12 protein-coding genes and 1 tRNA gene are annotated in these 17819 nt (G+C 61.4%); 10 read left to right on the forward strand and 3 right to left on the reverse strand.

Translation table 11 applies throughout. The features are described 5' to 3' along the window. Position 1: 1 nt before the first annotated feature. Both ACILSR_RS28680 and ACILSR_RS28685 read left to right on the forward strand, forming a co-directional pair. Positions 2-1543, forward strand: coding sequence for an L-serine ammonia-lyase, iron-sulfur-dependent, subunit alpha (locus ACILSR_RS28680; RefSeq protein ID WP_395753254.1), 1542 nt, complete (start codon positions 2-4; stop codon positions 1541-1543). A 398-nt stretch (positions 1544-1941) separates the two neighbouring features. Next, entirely contained in the window at positions 1942-4299 is a 2358-nt protein-coding gene (locus tag ACILSR_RS28685) for a DUF1592 domain-containing protein (protein ID WP_395753255.1), read from the forward strand. A gap of 423 nt (positions 4300-4722) precedes the next feature. On the opposite strand, the gene secA is transcribed toward ACILSR_RS28685, so the two are convergent. Together secA and ACILSR_RS28695 are read right to left on the reverse strand one after the other, a co-directional pair. Beyond that, a complete protein-coding gene (gene secA / locus ACILSR_RS28690) occupies positions 4723-7935 on the reverse strand; it encodes a preprotein translocase subunit SecA (RefSeq protein ID WP_395753256.1) in 3213 nt (1070 codons plus the stop codon). An 80-nt stretch (positions 7936-8015) separates the two neighbouring features. Beyond that, positions 8016-8282: a hypothetical protein gene (locus tag ACILSR_RS28695; RefSeq protein WP_395753257.1), complete on the reverse strand. Its 267-nt coding sequence runs from the start codon at positions 8280-8282 to the stop codon at positions 8016-8018. Positions 8283-8426: 144 nt separating this feature from the next. Here ACILSR_RS28695 and ACILSR_RS28700 point away from each other — a divergent pair, with 144 nt between their 5' ends. From ACILSR_RS28700 to ACILSR_RS28710, 3 genes are all read left to right on the forward strand, one after another. Then, positions 8427-10742: a hypothetical protein gene (locus ACILSR_RS28700; protein WP_395753258.1), complete on the forward strand. Its 2316-nt coding sequence runs from the start codon at positions 8427-8429 to the stop codon at positions 10740-10742. Further along, a complete protein-coding gene (locus ACILSR_RS28705) occupies positions 10739-11740 on the forward strand; it encodes a hypothetical protein (RefSeq protein ID WP_395753259.1) in 1002 nt (333 codons plus the stop codon). Before ACILSR_RS28700 ends, ACILSR_RS28705 begins: the two co-directional genes overlap by 4 nt. Positions 11741-12301: 561 nt before the next feature. Beyond that, on the forward strand, positions 12302-12700 hold the full coding sequence (locus tag ACILSR_RS28710) for a hypothetical protein (protein ID WP_395753260.1): 399 nt from the start codon (positions 12302-12304) through the stop codon (positions 12698-12700). 15 nt (positions 12701-12715) lie between these two features. On the opposite strand, the gene ACILSR_RS28715 is transcribed toward ACILSR_RS28710, so the two are convergent. After that, positions 12716-13564 carry an aminotransferase class IV gene (locus ACILSR_RS28715; protein WP_395753261.1) on the reverse strand — a complete coding sequence of 283 codons (849 nt, stop codon included), beginning with the start codon at positions 13562-13564 and terminating at the stop codon, positions 12716-12718. A 97-nt stretch (positions 13565-13661) separates the two neighbouring features. Here ACILSR_RS28715 and ACILSR_RS28720 point away from each other — a divergent pair. From ACILSR_RS28720 to ACILSR_RS28740, 5 genes are all read left to right on the forward strand, one after another. Beyond that, positions 13662-13736: transfer RNA gene (locus tag ACILSR_RS28720), tRNA-Gly, on the forward strand. Positions 13737-13772: 36 nt separating this feature from the next. After that, positions 13773-14624: a 50S ribosomal protein L11 methyltransferase gene (locus tag ACILSR_RS28725; RefSeq protein ID WP_395753262.1), complete on the forward strand. Its 852-nt coding sequence runs from the start codon at positions 13773-13775 to the stop codon at positions 14622-14624. Positions 14625-14855: 231 nt separating this feature from the next. Next, on the forward strand, positions 14856-15830 hold the full coding sequence (locus tag ACILSR_RS28730; protein ID WP_395753263.1) for an MBL fold metallo-hydrolase: 975 nt from the start codon (positions 14856-14858) through the stop codon (positions 15828-15830). A 20-nt stretch (positions 15831-15850) separates the two neighbouring features. Further along, on the forward strand, positions 15851-16369 hold the full coding sequence (locus ACILSR_RS28735; RefSeq protein WP_395753264.1) for a dihydrofolate reductase: 519 nt from the start codon (positions 15851-15853) through the stop codon (positions 16367-16369). A gap of 66 nt (positions 16370-16435) precedes the next feature. After that, a complete protein-coding gene (locus ACILSR_RS28740) occupies positions 16436-17347 on the forward strand; it encodes a hypothetical protein (protein WP_395753265.1) in 912 nt (303 codons plus the stop codon). Positions 17348-17819: the final 472 nt, after the last annotated feature.

Consider the following 17819-nt stretch of genomic DNA (forward strand, 5'->3'; position numbering starts at 1 on the left):
CATGAGCACCGTTTCCATTTTCAATGACGTTATTGGTCCCGTGATGCGCGGGCCGTCGAGTTCGCACTGCGCGGCGGCGCTGCGCATCGGCAGGCTGGCGCGGGATTTGATGGAGGGAGACATCGCGGAGGTGCTGGTGGAGTTTGACCGCAGCGGATCGCTGCCCACCACGCATGAAAGCCAGGGCAGCGACATGGGACTCTTTGGCGGATTGCTCGGTTGGGACGCGGATGATGAGCGGCTGCCGGACTCTGCGCAGGCGCTGGCAGATGCAGGCATCAAACTGCGCTTTGAGACGGTGGACGTGGGGGATCCGCATCCAAACACTTATCGGCTCACGTTGCGGAACACGCGTGAAGAGCACTCGCTTATCGCCATCTCCACGGGTGGCGGAATGATCGAGGTGCTGAGCATCGACGGCACGGCGCTGAGCATGGATGGCGGGTATCATGAAACGCTGATCTGGCTGCCCAAAGGCACAGCGGCTGAGTTTGCGGCCGATGAAGTGACCCGGCATGACGCGGGCGAAAGCCAGCTCATCCAGGTGAAGGCGGCGGCGTTTGTGGAGCATCCTGCGGCGATTGCGGTGAGACGTCTTGCGCCAGTGCTGCCGGTGCCCTCGCGCAGAGACATGAGCGTGCCCTTCACCAGTTGTGCGGAAATGCTGGCGCAGGATGGTGAAACAAAGACAGCACTGTGGCGTCTCGCTGCGGCGTATGAGATGGCGCGGGGAAATTTCACGGAGCGCGAGGTCATCGACAAGATGATCGCCATTGTGCGCATTTTGAGGAAGTCGATCGCCAGTGGGATTGCGGGCACGCAGTATGAGGATCGCGTGCTGGGGCATCAGAGCGGGCGCTTTAACGAACTGATGCAGGCGGGAAGGCTGCTGGATGGTGGGGCGCTAAATCGAGTCGTGCTGTATGTCACGGCGCTCATGGAGGTGAAGAGTTCCATGGGAGTCATCGTGGCTGCACCCACGGCAGGTGCTTGCGCGGCGCTGCCAGGCGCGGTGATCGGTATGGCTGAGGCGATGGGGAAATCCGAGGAGGAAATGGCGCAGGCGATGCTGGCCAGCGGTCTCATCGGTGTCTTCATCGCCACGCGCTGGACCTTTGCGGCGGAGGTGGGAGGGTGCCAGGCGGAGGGAGGCGCTGCAGCAAGCATGGCGGCTGCGGCGCTGGTGACGCTGGCAGGTGGCACACGGGATCAGTCCATCGCTGCGGCCAGCATGGCATTTCAGAGCATGCTCGGTTTGATTTGTGATCCCATCGCGAACCGGGTCGAAGCGCCCTGCCTGGGCAAGAACGTGATGGCAGCGAGCAATGCGCTCTCCTGTGCCAACATGGCGCTGGCCGATTTTGATCCACTCATTCCGCTGGATGAAGTGATTGATGCTGCGAAGGCTGTGGCGGAGAGGATGCCGCGGGAGCATCGGTGCACGTCACTCGGAGGGCTGGCGGTGACGCCGACGTCGCTGGAGATTGAGAAGAAGCTGGGAGCGAAGAAGGCGAAGGGGTGCGGCGGGTGCGGGAGTTGCTGAAGGCCGAACTACGCACACTGAACCTGAGTGAAGAACGAGGGTAACTATTCAGGTCCGCAGTAATGAGACGGCAGCAGACAAAAAAGGCATTGTAACCGGCCCCTCACCCAGCCTCTCCCCGAAGTAACCCCACAGCTAAGAAGCCTGGGGCGGGGAGAGGGGATTCGCGCTGAGGCGCTTTACCACTCAATTGGAATCGCAACGCGTTCTCCTCTCCCCGCCGAGGCATTTATCGCCGGTAGATTCCTTCGGGGAGAGGCCGGGGGAGGGGGCACACAAAAACCTCTTCAGCTGTACTTCGTCCTTCCCAGGGATCTGAATAGTTACGAACGAGGAAGCCGGTTGAAAGAGGGTTGCTGTGAGAGGATTATTCTCTTAGCCAAGTTCTACCCCCTTTCATGGCTCGCCCATCCCCCCATTCTCATTTTTCCTGGCTCGCGCTGGGACTGCTCACGGCGTACGCTTCAGCGGCCGCGCCGGCGGAGCATCCCGGAGCCGTCATTTACCAAAAGATGTGCCAGGAATGCCATGGGACCAAGGGCCAGGGCGTGAAGGACAAGTTTGATGATCCGCTGACGGGCGACCTGACGCTGGAGGCGCTGACGCGCAAGATCGAACGCACGATGCCGGAGGACAAGGAAGGCACCTGCGTGGGCGAGGATGCGAAGAATGTGGCTGCGTATATTTATGACGCGTTTTACTCCGGCGCAGCACAGGCGCGCAGCCATCCGCCAGACCAGGATCTGAGCCGCCTGACGATTGCGCAGTATCGCACATCGGTGATGGATCTGATCGGTCGCTTTCGCATGGGGCCGGGGTTTGACCGTCCGGTGAATGCGGAGACGGGGCTGAAGGCGGTGTATCGCGGCGTGGAGCTGCCGAAGCCGGGAGAGCCTGTCGTGGACACGACGCCGAAGAAAGGCATCAAGGCGAAGCGGCCGAACTACAAGCTGGAGCGCGTGGACCCGCAGGTGGCGTTTCACTTTGGCGCGGACAGCCCGGACAAGGAGAAGATGGAGGCGGAGCAGTTTCAAAATTCCTGGACCGGGAGCGTGATGGCGGAGGAGACGGGCGTGTATGAGTTCATCCTCAAGACCGAGAACGGCGCGCGCCTTTGGGTGAATGACATGAATGAAAGCGATGCGCTGATCGACGCCTGGGTGAGCGCAGGTCCGACGGTGCGGGAGGAAAAGAAGAGCCTCTTTCTCGTGGGGGGCCGCGCTTATGCGTTGAGGCTGGACCATTTCAAATTCAAGGAGAAGTCCGCGTCCATCGAACTGTGGTGGAAGACGCCGCACGGCGTGGCGGAGATCATCCCGCAGCATGCGCTGCGGACGGACAGGCCGCGCGAGCTCATGGTCGTGCGCACGAGTTTCCCTGCGGATGACCGCAGTGTGGGCTATGAGCGCGGCACCTCCATTTCCAAAGCCTGGGACCAGGCCACCACGGACGCCGCCATCTCCACGGCGGAGGACGTGCAGGAAAACCTGAACGAACTCGCCGGCACCAAAGACGGAGCGCCGGACCGCGTGGAGAAGCTCAAGAAATTTGCCTTCACGTTTGTGGAGGCCGCCTTCTGCCGCCCGCTGACGGAGGAGCAGAAGCAGCTCTACATCGAGGCGCAGTTCAAGACCGCCAAAACCCCGGAGCAGGCGGTGAAGCGGGTGGTGCTCTTCACGTTGAAGGCGCCGCAGTTTCTCTACCCTGAACTGCGGGAGGCCGAGGAGCCGGACGACTACGCCTATGCTTCACGTCTGGCGCTGGCGCTGTGGGATTCCATTCCCGACAAGAAGCTGATGCAGGCCGCCGCGGCGGGCAAACTGCGCACACCGGAGCAGATCCGCGCCGAAGCGCAGCGCATGCTGACCGACACGCGCACCAAGGCGAAGATGCACGGCTTCTTCCACCATTGGCTGGAGCTGGAGCGCGCCGAGGGCAATGCGAAGGACATGAAGATCTTCCCCGGCTTTGACGACAGCGTGCTGGCGGACCTGCGCGAATCTCTCTTCGTGTTTCTCGACCAGGTGGTGTGGAGTCCGCAGTCAGACTACCGGCAGCTGCTGCAGGCGGACTACCTGCTGCTCAATGACCGCCTCGGCAAATTCTATGGCAAGCCGGTGCAAGGCGGAGAATTTCAGCAGGTGTCGTTTGATCCGAAACAGCGCGCGGGCGTGGTGACGCATCCGTATCTGCTCGCCTCACTGGCCAGCAGCCGGGCGACCTCGCCGATTCATCGCGGGGTGTTTCTGACGCGCAACATCGTGGGCCTCTCGCTGCGCCCGCCACCGATGGCGGTGACCTTTGATGAGAGCCACTTCAATCCGAAGCTGACAATGCGCGAGAAGATCACCGAACTGACGCGCAATAACTCCTGCATGTCCTGCCACTCCACGATCAACCCGCTGGGTTTCAGTCTGGAGAACTTCGATGCCATCGGCCGCTGGCGCACGAAGGACAACAACAAGCCGGTGAATGCGGACGGCGAATTCTCCGATGATGAAGGCCGCAAGGTGCACCTGACCGGGCCGCGCGACATCGTGAACTATGTGGCAGGCAGTCCCTACGGGCACCGCGCGTTCATCCGCCAGGTGTTCAACCACTTCGTGAAGCAGCAGCCGCTGGCCTATGGGCCGCAGACGCTGGAGGACCTCCAGAAGAGCTTTGCGGCATCGAGCTGCAACGTGCAGAAGCTGCTGGTGGACATCGCCATGGTGGCGGTGATGAACGGCAAGGATGCGGTGAAGGCGACACCGTGAGGGTGTGCACCGACTGAGCGAAGATTATGATATCACTGGCCTTTGAAGTCGGATCCTTTCGGTGACCAGGCGCTCCGGTCGTAGGTTGGTTGTGTTTGGCGTCTGGAGCGTTCACACGCTCTGACGTTTCATTCGCCAAACCGACCGACTGCGAGGATGCTCCTACGCCCTTGCGCTTGCGTCATGCTCACAGACAGGAGGGCTGCCGCCACACCCATTGTATGATCCAGCATGTGCCCTTTGGCTGAAGTGTGAGCGGTTGCTCATCGCTATGTTTTCAGCAGAACGTGGAACGAGGCATCCGCTGAGAAAACGAGGAGCACCCGCATCACTGTTGGCGATTCCGATGTGTTGGGACGTTCGCTCTTGCGGGCAGGAGTGCCCGCATCACTTCAGACCCAGTTGCGGCGCAACTGCGCTACTTTACGCGATGCGGCCGCAGCACTGCTTGTACTTCTTCCCGCTGCCGCAGGGGCATGGGTCGTTGCGGCCGATGTTGGCGGTGGGCTTGGGGCGGGCGGGAACACTGCTGGGGAGGATGAGGCGTGGGCCGTCCTTGGCGGGATCAGGGAGAGCGGCGGGCTTCTCCTCTTCCTCCTCCTGCTCCGGGATCATCATCGGCATGCCCTGCTGCAGGGCCATCTGGGCAAGGAACTGCTCGAAGGCGGCCAGCTGCTGGGTGCTGCGGAAGAGATTGGCGAGGACCTCTCCGTTGATGTTGTTCATCAGTTCCGCGAAGATGGTGAAGGCTTCCTGCTTGAACTCGATGAGCGGGTCTTTCTGGCCGTAGGTGCGGAGGTTCACGCCTTCCTTCAGGGCGTCCAGCGCATACAGATGCTCCTGCCAGAGACGGTCGATGGCATTGAGGAGGATCATCTTTTCGATCTCCTGAAGGGCGGTCGGATTGGCGGTGCCCACCTTCACGTCGTAGGCTCCGAGGATCTTCTCCTTGAGGTAGGCGGACTTGGCTTCGAAGTCGAGCTTCTTGAACTGTTCGTCGAACTCACGCAGGCCGATGGGGAAGGTCACGTTCACCCAGGCGAGGAGACCTTCGTAGTCAGCCTCATCATCCTTGATGTCCTTGGAGACAAAGGCTCCGAGGCGTTCGGTGATGCCCTTTTCCACCGCCTCATTGATGAGGATGCGGGTGTCGTTGCTGTTCAGCACGTCGTTGCGCCATTCATAGACGACTTCGCGCTGCTGGTTCATGACGTCATCGTATTCGAGGACGCGCTTGCGCCAGACGTAGTTGCGCTGCTCCACGCGTTTCTGCGCGGTTTCCACGGAACGGTTCAGCCAGGGGTGCTGGAGCTCCTCGCCCTCCTTCATGCCAAAGCGCTCCATCATCTTCGTCATGCGCTCGGCGGCGCCGAAGTTGCGCATGAGGTCGTCTTCAAAGCTGAGGAAGAACTTGCTCTCGCCGGGGTCTCCCTGACGGGCGGAACGTCCGCGCAGCTGGCGGTCCACGCGGCGGCTTTCGTGGCGCTCGGTGGCGAGCACGAAGAGGCCGCCGAGTTCGGCAACGCCTTCGCCCAGCTTGATGTCCGTACCACGACCGGCCATGTTGGTGGAAATGGTCACGGCACCGCGATGTCCGGCACGGGCGACGATCTCGGCTTCCTGGCGGTGATACTTCGCATTGAGCACGTTGTGGGTGATCTTCTGCAGCTTCAGCATGCGGGAGACCATTTCAGAAGCTTCGACGCTGGCAGTACCCACAAGTATGGGCTGGCCCTTGGCGTTGAGTTCACGGATCAATTCGATCACTGCGGTGAATTTTTCGCGGCGTGTCTTGTAGATGCTGTCGTTGTGATCCTGACGCTTCACCGGACGGTTGGTCGGGATGGTGAGCACGTCGAGATTGTAGATGTCGTGGAACTCTGCGGCGTCGGTTTCCGCGGTTCCGGTCATGCCGCCGAGCTTTTGGTAGAGGCGGAAGTAGTTTTGAATGGTGATGGTGGCGAGCGTCTGGGTCTCGGCGTCGATCTGCACGCCTTCCTTGGCTTCCACGGCCTGGTGCAGGCCATCGCTCCAGCGGCGGCCGGCCATCTTACGACCGGTCTGCGCATCGACGATGACGACCTTGTTCTCCTCGACAACGTATTCCACGTCCTTCTCATAGAGGCAGTAGGCACGCAGAAGCTGGCTGATCTGGTGCACTCGCTGCGCCTGGTGGGAGAGGCGGTCCATCATCTCGCCCTTCTTGCGGGTGCGGGCGTCTTCGGAAAGCGTCATGTCACCATCAATCTCAGAATAGACGGTGGCGATGTCCGGCAGCACGAAGGCATCCGGCTCGTCGGGGTTGAGGAAATTGCGGCCCATCTCGGTGAGATCGGCGTCGTGGGATTTTTCCTCGATGAAGTAGTACAGCTCTTCCTTGAGCTTGAAGAACTCGACCTTCTGCGTGTCGGCGTAGAGGGAAAGCTCGGCCTTCTCCATGGCGCGGCGGAGATCAGGCTCCTCCATGGCACGCATGAGGGCGCGGTTTTTCGGCTGGCCCATGTGCACCTGGAAGAGCTTCAGACCGGCCTGCTCCATTTCACCTGCGGCAGCGGCTTCCTTGGCATCGGTGATCAAACGGTTGCACAGGGTGTTCTGGCGGCGCACGAGCTGCTCCACGAGGGGCTTGTAACGCTCATACTGGTGATTGCTCTCGGCGGCCATGACGGGGCCGCTGATGATGAGAGGCGTGCGGGCTTCATCGATGAGGACGGAGTCCACTTCGTCCACGATGGCGAAGTAGTGGCCGCGCTGCACCTGCTGCTCCTTGCTGGAGGCCATGCCGTTGTCTCGCAGGTAATCAAAGCCGAACTCGCTGTTCGTGCCGTAGGTGATGTCGCAGAGGTACTGCTCCCGGCGGATGTGGCTGGGCTGGTCGTTCTGGATGCAGCCGACGGTGAGGCCGAGGTACTTATAAAGGCTGCCCATCCACTCGCTGTCGCGGCGGGCGAGGTAGTCATTAACGGTGATGACGTGCACACCGCGCCCGGTGAGGGCATTGAGGTAGGTCGGCAGAGTTCCGACGAGGGTCTTGCCTTCACCGGTGGCCATTTCGGCGATCATGCCTCTGTGCAGGGCCACACCGCCGATGAGCTGTACATCGAAGTGCACCATGTTCCAGCCGAGGGGCTGGTCGCAGACGATGATCTCGCGGCCACACATGCGGCGCGCGGCGTTTTTCACCACGGCGTAGGCTTCGGGAAGGATCTCATTGAGAATCCTCTGCTCAATGGGGGCAAAGTCAGGCTGGATGGCGTTCCAGGCCTCGCGGGCGCGGTCGATGCGTGCCTTCTTGTCATCCAGGGAGGCACCGTTCCAGGCGGCGCTCTCAAGGTAGTCCGTTTCCAGCGCTGGGAAATGCGTCTTCAGGTCGGTGAAATACTTCTGCACGGACTGCAGGCAGGCGTCCACGTCAGATTCGTTTGCAATGCGCAGGCTCACACCGCCGAGGAACGGAGGCGTATGGAAGGCACGGAACTGCGCCTGCCATTTCTGCGTGCGTTCGCGCAGCGACTCCTCGGATTCGTTTTGAAGCCGGGCTTCGATCGCGTTGATCTCGACCACCACAGGTTGAAGCTTGCGCACGGTGCGCTGGTTCTTGGTGCCGATGATTTTTTTAATGATCCAGTTGAACATGGGAAATGGGAATACGCCTCCCGGCCCATTTTGGCCGAGGGGAGGCCGAATGTGGCGGAAGTCAGGCTAGGTGCAAGGACTCAAACAGGCTGTCTCGCCGGGGTGGAGCGGGCCACCAGCTCCTTCACGCGGCGCGGAATCATGGCACTTTTGACCACTTCCGGCTGCACGCTGCGCAGGAAATCGAGCAAAATGACGGGAGACTCCACGATCATGCGCTCGATCTGGTCGCGCCGGTGGGTCCAGCGGGAGTTGCGGTGGAGGTACTCGAGATCGGCGAGGATTTCCTCAACGTCAGCCTCGCTGAAACCGGCGAGCTGAAACGCGTATGGATCGAGAAGTGGCATGGGAATGCGGGCGGTGAACGGGCGCAGATGAAATCGAGGATGCGTGAACCTACAAGCGCTTCCATGTTCATTTTTTGGCAACAAAGATAAATGACGGCGGTTGAGATGTAGCTTTTCGCCGCACACCACGTTTACTGGCAGCTCATGCCCCGCATTCTCTGGCAAAACACGGACATCACCTGGCTCGCCGCCCTGGTGGTCGTTCTTGTCCTCGGGCTGCTATGGCTGGGCTACCGCCGCTCCCAGCTTCGCGGCTGGCGCAAACTGGCCGCGATGACGTGCAAGCTGGCCGCTCTGGCCCTGCTGGCGCTGTGCCTGCTCGATCCGCTGTGGACGAAGCAGCAGCCGAAGAAGGGCGAAAATGAAGTCGTGGTGCTGGTGGATACGAGCGCCTCTTTGGAGACAGCGGAAAAGCCGGGAACTCCCACCCGTGCCACGCAGGTCTCCGCGGCGCTGAAGTCCGGCGACCAGGACGCGGAGTGGATCCGCACGCTGGGAGACGATTTCCGCCTGCGCCTCATGACGGCGGGCACGCAGACGCAGAGCGTGCCGCATTTCCGCACGCTGAAGTTTGACGGTACTCGCTCGGACCTGTGCCGCACACTCATGACGCTGCGCAGCGGCGGCACCAACCTCGCCGCGGTGGTGGTGGTCAGCGATGGCAATGCGACTGACGCCTCCACGTGGAAGGCCGAGGCGAAGGGCGCGCCCATTTTCACCGTGCTGGCCGGCAAGAACACCCCTACCCCGGATCTCGCGATCCTGGATGCGACGGTGGCGACGAGCCCCTTTGAAGATGCGCCCATCACCATCACTTCGCGCGTCTCCGCACATGGGCTGAATGGCAAGCAGGCCACGCTTTCCGCGCTGGATGAGCAGGGCAAGGCCATCGTGACGGAGAAGGTCACCTTCAATGGCGACTCCCCGCAGACGGTGCGCCTGCGCATTCCGGTGGCCAAGCCGGGGGTGTCATTTCACAAACTGGAGCTCAAGACCGAAGGCGTGCAGGAGGCCACGCTGGCCAACAACACGCGCCTGCTGGCTGCGGACCGCGGCGCGGGGCCGTATCGCGTGCTGTATCTGGCGGGCAGGCCGAACTGGGAGTACAAATTTCTGCGCCGTGCGATCGCAAGCGATGACGACATCCAGATGCCGAGCCTGGTGCGCATCGCCAAACGGGAACCGAAGTTTGAATGGCGTGGGCATGCCGGTGAAAGCGCCAATCCGCTCTTCCGCGGCTTTGGCGCGAAGGAGGGCGAGGAGGCGCAGCGCTATGACCAGCCGGTGCTGATCCGTCTGGGCACACGGGATGCCAAGGAACTCAGCGATGGATTCCCCAAAGCAGCGGAGGATTTGTTCAGCGAGTATCGGGCGATCATCATCGATGACCTGGAAGCCGGCTTCTTCACGCAGGAGCAGATGCACCTGATCCAGCGCTTCGTCAGCGAGCGCGGCGGCGCGCTGCTGATGCTGGGCGGGCAGGAGTGCTACCAGGCGGGCGGCTATGACCACACGCCCATCGGCAGCATGCTCCCGGTGTACCTGGACCGCACGACCACGGCGGGGCCGATGCTGGATGCGCGCTTTAATCTGACACGCGAAGGCTGGCTGGAATCCTGGATGCGCCTGCGCACGGACCGCGCGGAAGATGAGAAGCGGCTGGCGGCGATGCCTGCGTTTTACGCCATCAATAAAACGTTCTCGATCAAACCGGGCGCGAGCATTCTGGCAACCGTGTCCGACAGTTCGCAGACGACCATGCCGGCCATCGTCTCGCAACGCTTTGGCGAAGGGCGCGTGGGCAGTGTGATGGTGGCGGATCTTTGGCGCTGGGGCATGCACGATGAAGATTCCCGCAAAGACATGGAACGAGCGTGGCGGCAGCTCATGCGCTGGCTGGTGGTGGACGTGGCGGATAGCATCACCTTCAATGCGGAGACGGATGCCGCGGATCGCGAGCGCGTGAAGCTGTCTGTGCGCGTGCGGGATCGCGCCTTCAAGGCGCATGGCGATGCCCTGGTGAAGATCGAGGTGACGCAGCCGGATGGGAAGAAGTCGCAGCTTTTTGCAGAGCCGAGCCTGAAGGAGGCGGGGCTGTTTGAGACGGAGTTCTTTTCTGCGAACTCGGGGAACTATCGTGCGGTGGCAAGCGTGGAGGACATGGAAAAGCATGCGCCGCTGGGCAGCAAGATCGCCGGATGGACCTACGGGCCGCAGGCGGAGGAGTTCAGCAGGCTGGCACCGGACAAAGCCTTCATGCAGCGCATCGCCACGGAGACCGGCGGCCGGATGCTGGCGCTGGAGGAGATCGGCAAGCTGCCTGAGCTGCTGAAAAACATCCGAGTGCCGGTGGAGGTCACGCTTTCCACGCCGCTGTGGCATACGCCGTGGATCTTCCTGGCGCTGCTGCTGCTGCTGGGCGCAGAGTGGTTTTTGCGGAGAAAAGGAGGCATGGCATGACGACGAAAGTAGTTGAGAGCTTCAGCTCGGTCTGGAGCCGCATTCGCTTCGCCACACCTTGTCTGAACGAGCTAAAGCTCTGGACTACTTTGGGCTTCGCGCTGCTCGCTCCCCTGCTCTATGCCGCGCCGCGTGCGCTGGATGTAGTCATCGTCGTCGGCGCTTCGGGCACGGAGGAGTATGGCAAAAAATTCAAGACGCAGGTGGACGCCTGGACGGGCGCCTGCACCAAGGCCGGAGTGACCGCCACCCTCGTGCGTGGAGAGAAGACCACCGAGGAGCTCGCGAAACGCCTGAGCAGCGCGGATCCCGCGCACTCGCTGTGGCTGGTGCTCATCGGCCACGGAACCTTTGACGGACGCGAGGCGATGTTCAGCGCGGAAGGGCCGGACTTTGACGCCAAGCAGCTCGCAGCATGGATCAAGCCGCTGAAGCAGGAGGTGGCGGTCATTCACACGGCCTCCTCCAGCGGCGGCTTTTTGAAGGCGCTCTCGGGCAAAAACCGCATCGTCATCACTTCCACCAAAAGCCCCGATGAGGTGTTCTATGCGCGCTTTGGCGAATACTTCGCGGAAGCCATCGGCGGAAAAGAGGAGGCGGATCTGGACCAGGACAAGCAGGTGTCCCTGCTGGAGGCCTTCCGCCATGCCAGCAAAGCCACCGCGACCTTCTACGAAAACGACGGCCGCCTGGCCACCGAACACGCCCTGGTGGAAGACAACGGCGATGGCGTAGGCACCCGCAGCGAAGTCTTCGGCGCCGATCCTTCCGCCACCAACGGCATGACGATCGATGGCGAGCGCGCCGCGCAGATGGTGCTGGTGCTGAGCGAGGAAGAACAAAAGCTCACCGATGCTCAGCGCAGCACCCGCGATGGCCTGGAGCGTGAATTGAAAGCGCTGAAGGAGCAGCGGGCCAAGATGAACGAAGACGAGTACTACACCAAGCTGGAAACGCTGATGGGCAAGCTGGGCGAGGTGTATGAGACGAAGTCATGACTTAGCACCCAGCGCCTTTTGGAGTACGGTCGCGAAGTGAAGAATGAACGCAGCTACCGCTTTCGCCGTGGTGGACAGTGAAAATCAATCAGCATACCTTACGAAGGCGGGAGCATGTGGAGGCTCTTTCCCTCAGGGCCTACGCAAGCCACGAGACCCTCGAAGCGATAGCTGCACTCGTTCCGCGACCACACTCCAAATCAATCCCGCACGGCGCGCAAAGCACGCCCCTCCAAATCACGCCTCAAGGATCATCCCGCCCCGCCACGAAATCCAGAAACGCCTGCACCACGCGTTTAGCCTGCATTTCTCACACCCCTGGGAATCTGCGAACAGCGTGTTGCACGCCTGGATGTAGCGCGGAATTCCGATTCCGCGACGGTGCCGACTCGGTATCGGAATACCGAGCTACATCCCCGCATATCAGCGTTGGGAGTGTTAGAAGTGCAGGTTAGTGATGGCACTGTCCAATCCGGGGCGAGTCTTGCCAAAAGTGAGGCAAGGACGTATTAAGTTGATGGTGGAAGTGCTTCGCCAGCGTCAAAACCCGCATACCCCGTCATGAACAAAACCATCCAAGGCTTTCGCGAGAAGGACTACGGCATGTTTATCGACCTGACGGATGCGATGAGCAGTGTAACTGTTGATCGCAAGACGGGGAATCTGGTCTTGCAGGAGGGAGCAGGGCAGGACCGCTTCAACGGCGCCTTGATCACCTCTGATTTTTGCCACGGTTTCACGCTCAGCTCGGCCCCTGGTGGCAACTGGCTTGTGGCACTTCGATTTGGTGACAACAAATCTCACGTGCTGGGCGCTACCAATGACGAGGCCGGAGCGTTGCAATGGCTGAAAAAGGCGTGGGATGTCATTCGGTCTAACCAGTCTGCCGAACACTCCACGGAAATTATTTTTGCATCTGCACCATCCAACCCTGCGCAGGACTGCCTTTTGCAGCATTGATCAATGGGCCATGCCTCACGGATCATCCCGCCCCGCGACGAAATCCCGGAATGCCTGCGCCACGCGCTGAGTAACGGCGCCCTCCACGCCGGGCATGGGGCGTTGATCGATCTTTGCCAGCGGATGCACATCGCGGGTGCTGGAGGTGAGGAAGGCTTCGTCGCAAGTTTTCAGGGCGGCGATGGGAATGGCGACCTCTTCCACGGCGATGCCAGCGGCGGCGCAGGCTTCCAGCACCAGGCCGCGAGTCACACCTGCGAGACAGCCGGAGCTGAGCGGTGGTGTTTTCACCACACCTGCGGTGACGATGAAGATGTTGGTGCCAGTGCCTTCGCAGAGTTCGTCGCGGGTGTTGGCGAAGATCGCCTCCCCTGCCCCTTCGGCATGGGCGAGGGCCAGTGCGCGCACGTTGCCGGCATACGAAGTGGACTTGATGCCTGCGAGGGCGCAGCGCTCGTTGCGCGTCCATGGCACGGTCATCACCGTATCGGTGGGCGGCCAGGGTTTGAGCGGCGTGACTGCCACGGTCATCGTGGCCATGGAGTCGCCGCGATCAGAGCCGAGCGGGCCATCGCCACTGGTGAGCGTGACGCGCACGCGGGCATCGCTGAGTCCATTGGCCTGCATGGTGGCCAGCATGGCGTTCAGATAGGTGTCATAATCGGGAGGCGTGATGTTCATGGCCTTGCATGAGTCCACCAGACGACGCCAGTGCCGCGTGGGCGTGAAGGGCCTCCCGCCACGTGCCACGAGTGTTTCAAACACACCATCACCTACCAGAAAGCCGTGATCGAAAGGTGAGATGCGGGCCTCGGCTGTGTGGCTGATGTGGCCGTTGATCCAGATATGCGTGGGAAGATTCACGAGCACAGCATGGCGTGAATAAAAACATTCTCAACATATGCACTTTATGCTTGCACGATGTTCGGGGATGCGCCAGAATCTCCGTCCCAAAGCAAAAGCGGGTGTAGCTCAGTGGTAGAGCACTTCCTTGCCAAGGAAGATGTCGCGCGTTCGAATCGCGTCACCCGCTCCACCTCTCACACGAGAGGTTCCTTCCAAAAAATGGCTCATGTTTGTCTGGTCAAAACTCACAGCTTCACGTTCGGCTGACTCCTGGGAAGAACGATTCGCGGATAACACGGACGGCACCCTCGTCATCACCAGTTTTCCGGGTCGCAAAATGGTGCGCCTGGAATTTTACAGCGAGAATCAGGCCCCGGTGAAGGCGGCGCAGAAACAATACGGCGGCACGACGAAGCGCCTCAAAACTCAGAACTGGGCGGCCCATGCCTCTCAAACACCTCCGCCAGTGAAAGTGCGGGACACCTTTGTCGTCTGCGCGGTCAAGACGGACGCGGAGATCGAGAAAGCACGCGCGAAGTTTCCCGGGCGCGAAATCATCGCCGTGCCGGCGGACATGGCCTTTGGCACCGGACACCATGCCACGACGGCCACCGTGCTGCGCCTGCTGGTGGATGCTGCAAAGCCGCTGCAGGCCGGAGGAAAACCCTGGAGCATGGCGGACCTGGGCTGCGGCAGCGGCATCCTGGCCATCGCCGCTGAAAAGCTCGGCGCAAAGCGTGTGTGGGGCTGTGACTATGATCCCGCCGCCGTGACGATCTCAAAGGAAAACGCGGAACGCAACGGCACCCTCAAGGCGCGCTTCACCAAGGTGGACGTGCTCAAGTGGGAGCCAAAGCAGACCTGGGACATCGTGGCGGCAAACATCTTCTTTGATGTGCTGGAGGCGGCTTTCCCGCAGTTGGTGCGCTCCGTGGCACCGGGCGGCGTACTGATGCTCTCCGGCATTCTCAAGTCTCAGGCCAAGGCCTGTCTGGCCGCCGGCAAACGCGCGGGCTTCGTGGTGGAGAAAGTGGTGACGAAGGGCAAGTGGGTGACCGCGATGGGGACGGTGAAGTAGAGTCTGCGGCGGGTGGAAAAGATGGCACCTGGGCAAAGGAACTGACCAGACCGTCAAAGGGTCAAGGGCGGTCAAGAATCGTCAGGGGTCGGGCTTTGCCCTATCTTGCCTTTCACCCCTCCGTCTTCCCCCTGCCCGGACATCAGCCCCCTCACCTATTTATGGTAGGCACTTAATTCTTGAGTTTGCCGCTGCGGGCGGTTTATTATTCACAAGAGCCAAGCAGCACCCATGCTCTTCGATCCCGCTTCCCCATCCACCGGGGCTGGAAAATCCAGTCCGCCGAAAAAGCGTGGCCTGCTCAGAAAGGCGCAGTCCGAAGGAAACCGCATCGGGCTGCTGCCCACGGAAGGCTGGCGGAAGCGTAACTTCCAGTTTCTCAATGAAGTACTCATCCCCACCCTGCTCTCGCCGCGCAAGCCGGGGCAGAATTTCGGACTGCTGCCGGTGGCGAAGAACAATGAGATCGCCGTCACATGGCTGGGGCACGCGGGTTTTTTTGCCCAAGTCGGCGGAGTGAATATCGCCATCGACCCCAACTGGGCACTGTGGCATGGCCCCGTGAAGCGGGTACGCCACCCCAGCGTCTGGGCCAATGACCTGCCGCCCATCGATCTCGTGCTGGTGACGCACGCGCATTACGATCACCTCCACCTGCCGAGCCTGCGTAAACTGGCGGCGGCGCAGCCCATCATCGTGCCGGAGGGCGTGGGCCGGGTGGTGCGGCATTGCGGCTTCGGCCACATCGTGGAGCTGAAGACCTGGCAGAGCGCCACTTTTCAGGACCTGCGCATCACCCTCACACCGGCGCGGCACTGGGGCGCGCGCATGATCCACGACACGCACCGTCAATTCGGCGGCTATTTGATCAAATCCCCCGAGCGCTGCCTGTTTCACTGCGGAGACAGCGCCATGTTTGACGGCTTCCAGGAGATCGGCAAGCGGGCGAACATCGATCTGGCGCTCATGCCCATCGGCGCCTATGACGCCCCCAGCGGCCGGCAGGTGCACATGAACCCCGAGGAGGCGCTGGACGCCTTTGAAATGATGGGGGCGCAGGCCATGATCCCCATGCACCACGATACCTTTCCGCTCGGTGGCGAGCCGATGCATGAACCCGCCGAGCGCCTGATGAAGGCCGCCCGCGAACGGGGGCTGGAAAACCGGGTGCGGCTGCTTGGCGAGGGAGAATCCGCCGTCTATTGAGTGCGCTCACGCCCTGACCCGTGAGCACCCGCCCCATCGTCACCCTCATTGCCGTCGTCTCTGCGGATGGCTTCATCTCCCAGGGAGAAGGTGTGCCGTGGGACCTGCCGCGGGACAAAGAGCACTTCCGCCGCACCACGCGCGGCCAGTGGCTGCTGCTCGGCCGCCGTACGTATGAGGAAATGATCGGCTGGTTTGAGGATCGCCACCCCTTGGTCATGACCCGCCAGAGGGATTTCGTGCCCCCGGTGGGCGAAACCGTGGCCGGTGTGGAGGAGGCCCTGGCACGCGCCCGTGCGGCCGGAGTGCGGGAACTGTTCGTGTGCGGCGGCAGCGCTGCCTTTGATGCCGCCATGCCCTGGGCAGACTGTTTGATCCTGACCCATGTGGACCAGGCGCTGGGAACAGGCGTCCCCTTCCCCACGGTGGATCCCGCTGAATGGCAGCGCATCTCCCACCAGCACTTCCCTCCGGACGCCGCGCATGCCCATGGCCTGACCTTTGCCACCTATGAACGCTGCCACCCTCTCCCTAGGTGACGGAATAGAGATTATAGTAATTTCAAGATGAGCAAAATCGCCTTTGGGTGTATCTAAGACCCGCAGATGACTTCTCTACTACAGTTTAAGACCCGTTCCGCCGTCGCTTCGCTGGCGATAGCTATAGCTCTGCTGGGCGTCGGCTGCGCCAGCCTGAACACCCCCGGGACGGCCGGCAAGACCGCCTCCGCCGAGAAAGACAAGGACAAAGACAAGGCAGCCTCCGGCATGAAGGAGGTTTCCATGACCAAGTCTCCCACGGATCTGAGCTTCCTGCTGAGCATGAGCTTCACGGAGGCCAAGAGCATCTCCACGCAGCAGCTGGAATTTCCGCCCTACCTCAAGATCGCCGCAGACTCGATCCAGGTCTTCAAATACTCCGCCGATGGCAAGCCGCTGAAAGTGCGCGCACGTGGCAAGGTGTTTGTGGAAATGGACTTCAGCGAGCCCGCCAAGGCGCTGTGCCAGGAAGCCTTCATCACGCAGGATGAAATCATCCTGCGCGGCAGCCCCATCCTGCAGCGCGGCGGCAGCATGGTGGAAGGTCTGGACGATAGCACCATCTTTTACATGTTTGGCACCTCGCTGCGTGTGATCGGCCTGCACAAGGTGAACAATCAAAACGAAATCGCCTCCATGATGCCGACGCTCGGCACCTGGGCCTCCGGACCGAATCCGCTGCTGCCACCGCTCACCGAGAGCGCCGTGCCCTCCAGCATCCGCGACTCCATGCAGCGTGCGGCTGAAGCCGAAATGATGCACCAAAAGACGCGTGAGCTCTACGGCCCCGCCGACTCACCGCCGCCTCCGCCAGCCACCGTCTCCCCCGCCAAGCCGGAAAAGGAAGCCGAAAAGCCCAAGCCAGCGCCGCAGCCCTCCTCCAAAACGAAAAAGAGCCCCATCGTGGAAATCCGCCGCGCCGTGCCCAACAAGAAATCGTTCTGGAGCCGCTTCCGCGCGGACAAGAGCCGGGCGTGAGGTGAGTGTGCGGAGCGCGGGAGTGAGTCAGGAACGCATCTGCCATTTCCAGCTCAGCACGTTGCCTGGATGCCCCCTCAAAACCCTCACGAAATACCGCGCCATCCAGAGCTGGTAGGGACGCGCTGCGTCGCGTTCCCTAGAATCCTCGTCCCAGCGTGGACTGCCGCCCCACAGCATTCCACCTTTTCTGCTGATCACGACCCTCAGCGCATTCCTCCATGCCTGAGCTCTTCAAATCTGCGCAGCTTGGCCGCCCTTGTTCTTCTGTCGAAAACGTCAAGGACGGCGCACCATTTTGAGCGCCTGTGAAGCCATAGCCCCGAAACCACGGACCCGACGCAGCCTAACTTTTACCCACAAGTTTAAGAAACCCGGCCTGTACAAAAACCATAACGACTAAACTGTGGGTGATGATATCAACAGCGTCATCGCAAGGTTTGGGCAAGGGACAGGCAGAGATGCCGGGCTG

Source organism: Prosthecobacter sp. (genome assembly GCF_044222565.1).
In the GTDB taxonomy this organism is placed as follows: Bacteria; Verrucomicrobiota; Verrucomicrobiia; order Verrucomicrobiales; family Verrucomicrobiaceae; genus Prosthecobacter.